This is a genomic window from Kitasatospora putterlickiae (assembly GCF_039527695.1).
In the GTDB taxonomy this organism is placed as follows: Bacteria; Actinomycetota; Actinomycetes; order Streptomycetales; family Streptomycetaceae; genus Kitasatospora; species Kitasatospora putterlickiae.
The window spans coordinates 1-8,837 of record NZ_BAAAKJ010000078.1 but is presented as its reverse complement, the minus strand read 5'-3'; the positions used below and the strand labels follow the sequence as shown (position 1 = coordinate 8,837).

Here is an 8,837-nt window from a genome sequence, read left to right as displayed (position 1 = left end):
CGGGTGCCGTCGAGGGCGATCCCGCCGCCGGGGGAGCGCAGGCCGAGCGGGGTGAGGTGGCCGACCTCGGGGCGGAACCCGGTGGCCCAGACGATCGCGTCGACGGCCAGCTCCTCGTCGCCCCAGGCGACCCCGCGCTCGGTGAGGCGGTCGAACATCGGGCGGCGGTGCAGCGCGCCCAGCTCCTCGGCGCGCCGGTAGGCGACCGACGGGCCGAGCCCGGTCACGCTCACCACGCTGCGCACCGGCAGCCCCTGCCGGACCCGCTCCTCGACCTTGGCGACCACCGCCCGCCCGTACTCGGGGGTGAACGGCCCCTCGTGGTAGACGGGCGGAGTGCGGGTGACCCAGACGGTCTCACCGACCGCCGCGACCTCCGACAGCACCTGGATCGCCGACGCCCCGCCGCCGACCACCAGCACCCGCCGGCCCGCGAACTCCTCCGGGCCCCGGTAGTCGGCGTAGTGCAGCTGGCGCCCGGTGAAGTGGCCGGGGTAGTGGGGCAGGAAGGGGCGGGTCCAGGTGCCGGTGGCGTTGATCAGTGCCCGGGTGGACCAGGTGCCGGAGTCGGTCTCGACCAGCAGGCGGGCGTCCGGCCGGGCGGACTCGGAGCGCACCGCCAGCACCTTGACGGGGCGCACGACGGGGAGCGCGTGCTGGGCCTCGTACGCCGCGAAGTACCCCGGGACGACCTCGCGCGCGGGGGCGTTCGGGTCGGGTTCGGGGAGTTCGACGTCGGGCAGGTCGTGGAAGCCGTGCACGGTGGCCATCCGCAGGGACGGCGAGCGGTGCGCCCAGGCGCCGCCAGGGGCGCGGTCGGCGTCGAGGACGACGAAGCCGCCGTCGGTGTCCGCCCCGCCGGTGGCCGCGCTGTGCGGCGCGAAGCCGCGTCGGCGCAGGTGGTAGGCGGCGGACAGGCCCGCCTGGCCCGCGCCGATCACCAGGACGTCGACCCGGCGGCCCGTGTCCGACGGGGCCTCGTGGTCCGGGCGGTCCGACGGATCCGGGTGGGTGGTTGCACCGTAAACAGTCACGCCGGTGAAACATCACCGGGGCGGGGCTGTGTTCCCGGAACCGCGACCGCCGCTCCAGGAGCACAACCCGTTCGAACCGTCCGAGCCGGACCGGCGTCAGGCCGTCGCCGGGGAGATCACCACCGCCGTGCCGTAGGCGCAGACCTCGGTACCGACGTCCGCCGCCGCCGCGACGTCGAACCGGAACATCAGCACCGCGTTCCCGCCGCGCGCCTTGGTCTGCTCGACCAGTCGCTCCATCGCCTCGTTGCGGCTCTCCACCAGGGTCTTCGTCAGACCGCGCAGTTCACCGCCGACCAGCGACTTCAGCGAGGCGCCGATCTGGCTGCCGATGTGCCGGCTGCGCACGGTCAGGCCGAAGACCTCGCCGATCACGTGGTCGACCCGGTAGCCGGGAATGTCGTTGGTGGTCACTACCAGGACCTGGGCGTCGGGGCGCTGCCCGCCGCCGTACTCGTCGATGTTCGTCATGGGCCCATCCTGCCGGGAAATTCGGACGTCATCGAACAGAGACGCGCGGGGCGTGCGCGGGAACGCGCGGGGTGGTAACGGCGAGAACGCGTAGGGTAGCCGGAACAGACCGGTGATCGGCGAGCGGAAAAGCCGTACCGTAGCCCCATGGGCGAGCGAAGCGATCATCCACAGGGGCCGGGCGCGGCGGAGGACTCCGGCGCGCAGGAGATCGAGGCGACGGTGGTCCTGGGCCTGCGGATCACGAACTGGCCGGCGCTGCGCGCGGCGGCCATCGCGGCGGTGGAGGAACTGGACTTCGAGGGCATCGATCCGGCCGGGCAGCGCCGCGAGCTGCTGCGCGAAGTGGCCGAGGACGCCAACGCGGCGCTCGGCGCGCTGCTCCACCCGGACCGGCTGGTGGCGGCCATCCCGGGGGTCGAGGCGATCGGCGGCACGCTGGAGATCAGCGTCACCGAGGACTTCGCTCCCGACTTCGCCGAGCTGTTCCCGCTGGACGGCGACGAGGAGGAGGGCGGCGGCGCGGCCGGCGACTGGACGCTCACCCCGCGCACCGCCTGTCTGCTGCACGCCCAGCTGCTCGGGCTGGCCGACGCCGCCTACGACGACCTCGACGAGCACGAGGACGAGCCGGTCGCCGACGGCGAGGAGGCCGACTGGACCGTCTTCGGGCGGCTGCCGCAGCGCACCTGGCGGCTGCACCGGGGCTGGCGCCGCGCGATGGCCCGCACCTTCGACGACCTGGCCGACGACCTCGCGCTCGGCGAGTGGCCGCTGCCGCGCTGCCTGGCGGAGGAGATCGCGCTGCGGATGGCGCTGGTCGACGCCCGGGCGCTGCTCGGCGCGCAGCCCGAGTCGGTCGCCGACATGATGGGCGACCTGCCGGCGGACCTGTACGACTACGACTGGGACGGCTGCCACGACGAGCTGTTCGGCGTCTACGGGCCGGACGACGGCGATCCGGAGCTGACCGCGGAGCAGCGCGCCGAGCTGCTGCTGACCGCCACCCACCCGGAGGGCTGGTTCCTGACCTACGACGACGCGGAGGAGCGGGACCCGCAGCGCGGCTACCGCCGCTGAGCGGCGGCGCGGGGGCTGGCATGCTGGACGGGTGACTTCTCCGTTCGACGCCCCCGCCTCCGCCCCCGCCTCCGTGCCCGCCTCCGACCCGGCGCCCGAGGACCGTGACGCCCGGCCGCAGTACGTGCTGCCGCTGGTGGTCCGGCTGGAACGCGCCACGCCGCCCGGGCGGACCGACGCGCTGGAGACCTCGGCGCGCGCGGTGCTCACGCTGCTGGCGGACCCCCGGGTCACCGAGGCCGAGGGGGAGTGGGCCGAGCGGGTCGCGGCCTGGGAGGACGCGCGGATCCGCAAGGTGGTCCGGCGGGCGCGCGGCGGTGAGTGGCGCCGGGCCGGTGAGCTGCCCGGCATCACGGTGACCGGCCGGGAGGCCGAGGTGCGGGTCTTCCCGCCGGTCCCGCTGGACGGCTGGCCCAAGGAGCTGGCGAAGCTCCAGGTGTCGGGCACCGACCTGGAGGAGAACGGCCCCCTCGACGCCCCCGAGCCCGGCGTGCCGGTGCTCTGGCTCAACCCGGACCTGGAGATGAGCGCCGGCAAGACCATGGCGCAGACCGGCCACGCCGCCCAGCTCGCCTGGTGGCGCCTGGGCGAGGCGCACCGCAAGGAGTGGGCGGCCGGCGGCTTCCCCCTCGCCGTCCGCACCGCCACCCCGGAGACCTGGGCGGACCTGGTGACCAGCGGCCTGCCCCTGGTCCAGGACGCGGGCTTCACGGAGATCGCCCCGGGCAGCTGCACGGTGGTCGCGGACCACCCGGCGCTGCGCGGCTGACAGCTGACAGATAACAGATTTCAGAATCTGTTATCTGTCAGCTGAAATCTGTCAGTTGTCAGTTGTCAGTTTTCGTCCAGCACCGGAACCAGGCCGTCCCCGGCCAGGTAGGTGCCGCCGGTCCCCGATACGCGAATGCGCGTCACCAGCGTGGGTGGCACCGGGGTCACGGCGGTGATCGTCCGTACGCGGGAGTAGGGGGTCGCCTTCCCCCGCGTCCCGAGGCGATCGGCCTTTCTGGGCAGTCTGGAGACGCGATCGGTCCGGTAGGCCGTGAAGACGATCCGGTACCGCGAGCCGACGACCCGCCCGTTCAGGGGCGCGTCGCCGATGCTGACGCGCGGGTAGAGACCGAGCGTGCGGATCAGCTCGGTCGTATCCCGGGCGAGCCGTTCCGACGTGAAGCAGACCTCCACGCGGTTGGTGCCGGATTCGATGTATCCGTCACTGTCGACGATTCCCTGGAGAACTCCGCGGCGCTGTTCCTCCGCGGACCGGAACACCTTGGCGGGGATGTGCTTGTTCTGGAGCACCCCCAACTCCCGGAGGCCTTCCAGGCCGCTCGCCCGCCACCCGAGATCAAAGCGGATGCGGAAGGTCCGCCCATGTGTCCGCGCGCGTGAGACAACGCGCGCGCCCAGCGTCTCGCATTGCTGTTCAAGAGACGGCAGGTCGTCATCCGCAATGGTGATGCGAGGACCGTCGGAGTCCCCGTCTCCGAGCCAGTAGCCGAGGAGGTAAGGGGGAATCGGAAGAGGAACCGCGGGCAGGTCGAGCGTCGGTGTCGCCCTCGTGCGCCAGCGTGCCACGTCGCCCTTGGTCGCCTTCGTCCTCCCCGTGGTGAGCGGCCGCCGGTGGGTGACGCCCGCCTGCGCGAGCTGTTCGGAGGAGGCCGCCGTGTCGCGGTAGGTCCCGTTGTACTCGCGGACCGGCCAGCGATGGTCCGCGCTGGCCGTGATTCTGGTTCCGTCGCGGAATTCCAGTTCGTAGCACATCGAGTCGGCCATGCGGGTATCGGCCGAAATGACCGGGGCGGCGCGTCCCGATTCGTCGAGGAGCCGGTCCCCCGGCTTGATATCGCTCGCGTCCTGCCAGCCCTGGACCGTGGCGACCTTCCCGCTTATGGCCAAGGCCTGCTCCCATTTCAGTCGCCGACGAGGGACGGCTGAAAGATAACAGATCCAAAATTCGCCACCTTTCGGCCGCTGGCCGCTGGCCGCTGGCCGCCGGACGTCACCGGCGGAGCGTGAGGCGTTCCGTGTGGCAGGCGAACTCGGTGAGTCTGCGGGTCCAGTCGGTGGCGTGCTGGTCGAAGTGGGGGAGGGCCGCCCCTCGGGGGGAGGCGGGGGAGGGGAGGCCGCTTTCCAGCAGGCGCAGGCGGGTGTGGTCGCCCGGTTCGGTGGTGAGGGTGAAGGTGACCAGGGTGGTGTGCCGGGGGTGGCGGAGGGCGAGTGTCGTGGGCGGGTTCAGCTGCTCGATCAGCGCGGGGGTGACCGTGCCGAACCAGAGGTTCAGGAACTCCGCCCGGGTGAGGACCTCCCAGACCCGCGAGCGCGGTGCCGCGATGGTGATCTCACGCTCGATGCTGCCGGCGACCATGTCGTGAACCTCCTCGATCCGTTGCCCGAGGGTCGCATGGTCCGCCCGCCATGTGCAACTCGCAGGTTGCACATGGCGGGCGGCGGTGCGTCAGGCCGCGTGGCGGCGCAGGCCGCGCAGGCCGCCGTACGCGGCGGCGGCGGTCCAGCCGGCCATGATCAGCAGGCCGGTCCAGTGCCCGTACGCCACCTGCGGGTCGTCGGCGTAGCGCAGGGCGTACTGGCCCGCGCGGTCCGGGAGGAACTGCGCGGCGTGGCGCACGCCCGGGACGCCGGACAGCAGCGGGGAGAGCAGGAAGACGCCCGGCAGCAGCAGGCCCATGGCCGCGGTGAGGTTGCGCAGTGCGGCGGTCAGGCCGAGGCAGAACACCACCAGCAGCACGGGGTACAGGACTCCCGCGGTCGCGCTGCGCGCCAGGGCGGGGCCGTCCCAGCCGTCCGGCACGAACGCCGCGTAGCCGGTGAACGAGCCGACGGTGCCGAGCAGGCCGACGGCGAGGGCGACGGCCGCGCCGAGGGCGAGCTTCGCGCCGTAGAGGCGGCCGCGGTGCGGGACGGCGGTCAGCGAGACGCCGATCACACGGGTGCTGAACTCCTGCCCGACCAGTAGGACGGCGAAGCAGACCAGCGCCGCCTGGCCGAAGTTGAGGCCGTAGTGGACGCCGAGGCCCGGGTCCTCGGTGAAGCTGTCGTCCCGGCCGCCGACGACGGCGGCCACGGCGGTACCGAGGCCGACCGTGAGCAGCAGGGCGACGAGCGGCGTGATCCACAGCGAGCGCAGGGTGGTGAACTTGATCCGCTCGGCGCGCAGCGCGTTCCGGGTGGCGGTGGCGGTGGCGGTGGCGGTGGCGGTGATGGTGCTCACGCGGCCACCGCCCGGTACTCGACGCTGTCGGCGGTCATTCGCAGGAACGCCTCCTCCAGGGAGTCCTGTTGGACGGCGATCTCGTACAGCACCACCCCCTCGGCGGCGGCGAGGGCGGCGAGCGCCTCGGGCGCCGTGCCGGTGACCTCCCAGGCGCCGCCGTCCACGCGCCGCGCCTCCAGGCCCGAACGGCCCATCAGCGAGGCCAGTTTGTCGGGATCGACGGCCCGCAGCCGGATCCTGGTCCGGCCGTGGCGGTCGATGAACTCCGGGGTCGGGGCGTCCGCGAGCAGTCGGCCCCGGCCGATCACCACCAGGTGGTCGGCGGTCAGCGCCATCTCCGTCATCAGGTGCGAGGAGACCAGCACCGCGCGCCCCTCGGCGGCCAGGTCGCGCAGCAGTGCGCGGATCCAGCGGATGCCTTCCGGGTCGAGGCCGTTCACCGGTTCGTCCAGCATCAGCGCCGGCGGGTCGCCGAGCAGTGCGGCGGCCACGCCCAGGCGCTGGAGCATGCCGAGCGAGAAGCCGCGGATCCGCCGGCCGGCCGCGTCGGCCAGCCCGACCTGGTCGAGCACCTCGCCGACCCGGCGGTCCGGCAGGCCGTTGCTCGCGGCCAGCCAGCGCAGGTGTCCGCGCGCCGTGCGGCCGCCGTGCAGGGCGTGCGCGTCGAGCAGCGCGCCGACCCGCCGCAGCGGGGCGTCCAGTTCGGCGTAGGGGCGGCCGTCGACCAGGGCCCGCCCGGCGGTCGGGCGGTCGAGGCCGAGGATCAGGCGCATCGTGGTGCTCTTCCCCGCGCCGTTGGGCCCGAGGAAGCCGGTCACCACCCCGGGGCGGACCTCGAAGTCGAGACCGTCCACCACCCTCGCCCCGCCGTACTCCTTGCTGAGGCCCTCCACCTTGATCACGACCGTCCTCCCTCTCTCCCGTGCTCCGGTGACTCCATGGGACCCGATCCGGGCGGTCCGGCGGATCCCGCCGGGGAGGGGAGCCGCCTCCCTCCCGAGAGGGAGGCCGGGCGCGGCGCTGACCTGGCAGGATGGCGCGATGCCCCGGATATTCGCGCCCCTGCTGAGCGCCGCCGCCTACGCGCGCTGGCTGCACCTGCTGATCGGCTGGATCTTCGCCGGCGTGGTTCTGATGATCTATCCGGGCATCGAGGGGCGGAGCCTCGGCGAGGTGCTGGCGCGGGCGCTGCCGCTGGACGTCGCGCTGCTGGCGCTCTCCGCGCTGGTGCCCGCGGTGCGCCGGGCGGAGGGCGTGCAGGCGCGGCTGCTGCTCGTCCCCGACCGCGAGGAGGACATCGCCGTTGAACCGTCCCGCGGTTGGGCCGACCGGCGGCGTACGGCGGGCTGGCTGATCGGGCGGTTCGTCCTCGGCGGAGGGGTCGGCATCGCCTCGGTCCTCGGGCCCGCCGCCGCCTTCGACCTGGTCGTGGGGCCGGAACCGGCCGTGTTCGGCGTACGGGTGCCCGGCGGGGACGTCCTGCACGGCGGACTGCTGCTGTCGCCGCTGCTGCTGTTCGGGCTTGGCTGGCTGGTCGTGTGGGCCGGGCGACTGCAACTCGCGATGGCAGTCAGGCTGTTGGGACCGTCCCCGGCGGAGCTGCTGGCGGCCGCCGAGCTGCGCGCCGAACGTCTGCTGGAGCGCAACCTGTTGGCGCGCGAGCTGCACGATTCGATCGGCCATGCCCTGACGGTGACCGTCCTCCAGGCGGGTGCGGCGCGCGAGCTCGGCGACCCGGCGTTCTCGGCCAAGGCGCTCGAAGTCATCGAGGAGACCGGACGGCGGGCGATGGACGACCTCGAACGCACCCTCGCCCTGCTCCGTGACCCCGGCGGTCGGAGCGGCCCGGGCGGCCCGGGTGAACGGGGCGGGCCGGGTGAACAGGGCGGCGACGATGCCCGTGAACGGCCCGGCCTCGACCGGATCCCCGCCCTCTTCGAGACCGCGCGGGCCGCCGGCAGCCCCGTCGAGGCCCGGGTCGACCTCCCGTCCTCCGGCCTGCCCGGCGTGCTCTCCCGCGAGGGATACCGGATCGTCCAGGAGGGCCTCACCAACGCCCTCAAGTACGCGCCCGGCGAGCCGATCAGCGTCCGCGTCGCCGTCCGCGACGGCGCCCTGGAACTGCGCTGCGCCAACGCCCTTCCCCCGCGCGGCGGCCGGACCGGCGGACCACCGCGCCGAGGCGGCAAGGGACTTCGCGGCATCCGCGAGCGCGCCGTGCTGCTCGGCGGCGAGGCGAGCGCGGGAGCCGAGTCCGGCGCGTGGGTGCTGGCCGTTCGGGTGCCCCTACGCTTGGGCGCGTGATGATCGACATTCTGCTGGCCGACGACGAGGAACTCGTCCGGGCCGGCCTGCGGGCGGTGCTGGAGGCGCAGGGCGACCTGCGGGTGGTCGGGGAGGCGTCCGACGGCGCGCAGGCGGTCGCGCTGGCCCGCGAACTGTGCCCGCACGTCGTGCTGATGGACGTCCGGATGCCCGGCATGGACGGCCTCGCCGCCACCCGCGAACTGGTCCGCGACGGCGCCGCGCCCGGCGCCGGCCGAACGCCGAAGATCGTCGTCGTCACCACCTTCGAGGTCGACGACTACGTCTACCAGGCGCTGCGCGCCGGGGCCGACGGCTTCCTGCTCAAGCGCACCCGGCCCGCCGAGATCGCCCAGGCGGTACGGCTGGTGGCGGCCGGCGAGTCGCTGCTCTTCCCCGCCCAGATCCGCCGGCTCGCGGCCGGCCGGGGCAACGGGGCGGCGCGCGCGACGATGACGCGGGCCGCCCTGACGGAGCGCGAGGCCGAGGTGCTGCGCCAGATGGCGCGCGGGCTGAGCAACGGCGAGATCGCCGAACAGCTCTTCCTCGGTGTGCAGACGGTCAAGACCCACGTCAGCGGCGTGCTGGCGAAGCTCGGCGCGCGCGACCGCACCCAGGCGGTGATCCTCGCCTACGAGTCGGGGTTCGTCGCGCCCACCGACTAGATGAGTGATGCCAAGGGTTAGTGGTCGTAGGCGATCAGCGAGCGCATG

At 73.7% G+C, this 8,837-nt stretch carries 10 protein-coding genes; 4 read left to right on the top strand and 6 right to left on the bottom strand.

The annotated features are described in order from the left end of the window. A partial coding sequence (locus tag ABD308_RS08935; protein ID WP_344330515.1) for a flavin-containing monooxygenase occupies positions 1–941 on the bottom strand: 941 nt, incomplete at its 3' end. 189 nt (positions 942–1,130) lie between these two features. After that, positions 1,131–1,505: a YbjQ family protein gene (locus tag ABD308_RS08930; RefSeq protein ID WP_344330409.1), complete on the bottom strand. Its 375-nt coding sequence runs from the start codon at positions 1,503–1,505 to the stop codon at positions 1,131–1,133. 147 nt (positions 1,506–1,652) lie between these two features. On the opposite strand from ABD308_RS08930, the gene ABD308_RS08925 reads away from it, so the two are divergent. Together ABD308_RS08925 and ABD308_RS08920 are read left to right on the top strand one after the other, a co-directional pair. Further along, complete coding sequence (locus tag ABD308_RS08925) at positions 1,653–2,585, top strand: hypothetical protein (RefSeq protein ID WP_344330407.1); 933 nt, start codon at positions 1,653–1,655, stop codon at positions 2,583–2,585. 31 nt (positions 2,586–2,616) lie between these two features. Continuing rightward, on the top strand, positions 2,617–3,354 hold the full coding sequence (locus ABD308_RS08920; protein ID WP_425554725.1) for an aminoacyl-tRNA hydrolase: 738 nt from the start codon (positions 2,617–2,619) through the stop codon (positions 3,352–3,354). Between the two features lie 65 nt (positions 3,355–3,419). On the opposite strand, the gene ABD308_RS08915 is transcribed toward ABD308_RS08920, so the two are convergent. The 4 genes from ABD308_RS08915 to ABD308_RS08900 form a co-directional block, all read right to left on the bottom strand. Further along, positions 3,420–4,484, bottom strand: coding sequence for an LAGLIDADG family homing endonuclease (locus ABD308_RS08915; RefSeq protein WP_344330405.1), 1,065 nt, complete (start codon positions 4,482–4,484; stop codon positions 3,420–3,422). Between the two features lie 103 nt (positions 4,485–4,587). After that, a complete protein-coding gene (locus tag ABD308_RS08910) occupies positions 4,588–4,953 on the bottom strand; it encodes an SRPBCC family protein (RefSeq protein WP_344330403.1) in 366 nt (121 codons plus the stop codon). A gap of 90 nt (positions 4,954–5,043) precedes the next feature. After that, on the bottom strand, positions 5,044–5,817 hold the full coding sequence (locus ABD308_RS08905) for a hypothetical protein (protein WP_344330401.1): 774 nt from the start codon (positions 5,815–5,817) through the stop codon (positions 5,044–5,046). Beyond that, on the bottom strand, positions 5,814–6,722 hold the full coding sequence (locus tag ABD308_RS08900; RefSeq protein ID WP_344330399.1) for an ATP-binding cassette domain-containing protein: 909 nt from the start codon (positions 6,720–6,722) through the stop codon (positions 5,814–5,816). The genes ABD308_RS08905 and ABD308_RS08900 overlap by 4 nt, the downstream gene beginning before the upstream one ends. Positions 6,723–6,861: 139 nt before the next feature. On the opposite strand from ABD308_RS08900, the gene ABD308_RS08895 reads away from it, so the two are divergent. Both ABD308_RS08895 and ABD308_RS08890 read left to right on the top strand, forming a co-directional pair. After that, complete coding sequence (locus ABD308_RS08895) at positions 6,862–8,124, top strand: sensor histidine kinase (RefSeq protein ID WP_344330397.1); 1,263 nt, start codon at positions 6,862–6,864, stop codon at positions 8,122–8,124. Continuing rightward, positions 8,124–8,789 (top strand): response regulator, encoded by a 666-nt coding sequence (locus ABD308_RS08890; protein WP_425554726.1) that lies wholly within the window; start codon positions 8,124–8,126, stop codon positions 8,787–8,789. Before ABD308_RS08895 ends, ABD308_RS08890 begins: the two co-directional genes overlap by 1 nt. The last annotated feature ends 48 nt before the right edge of the window (positions 8,790–8,837 follow it).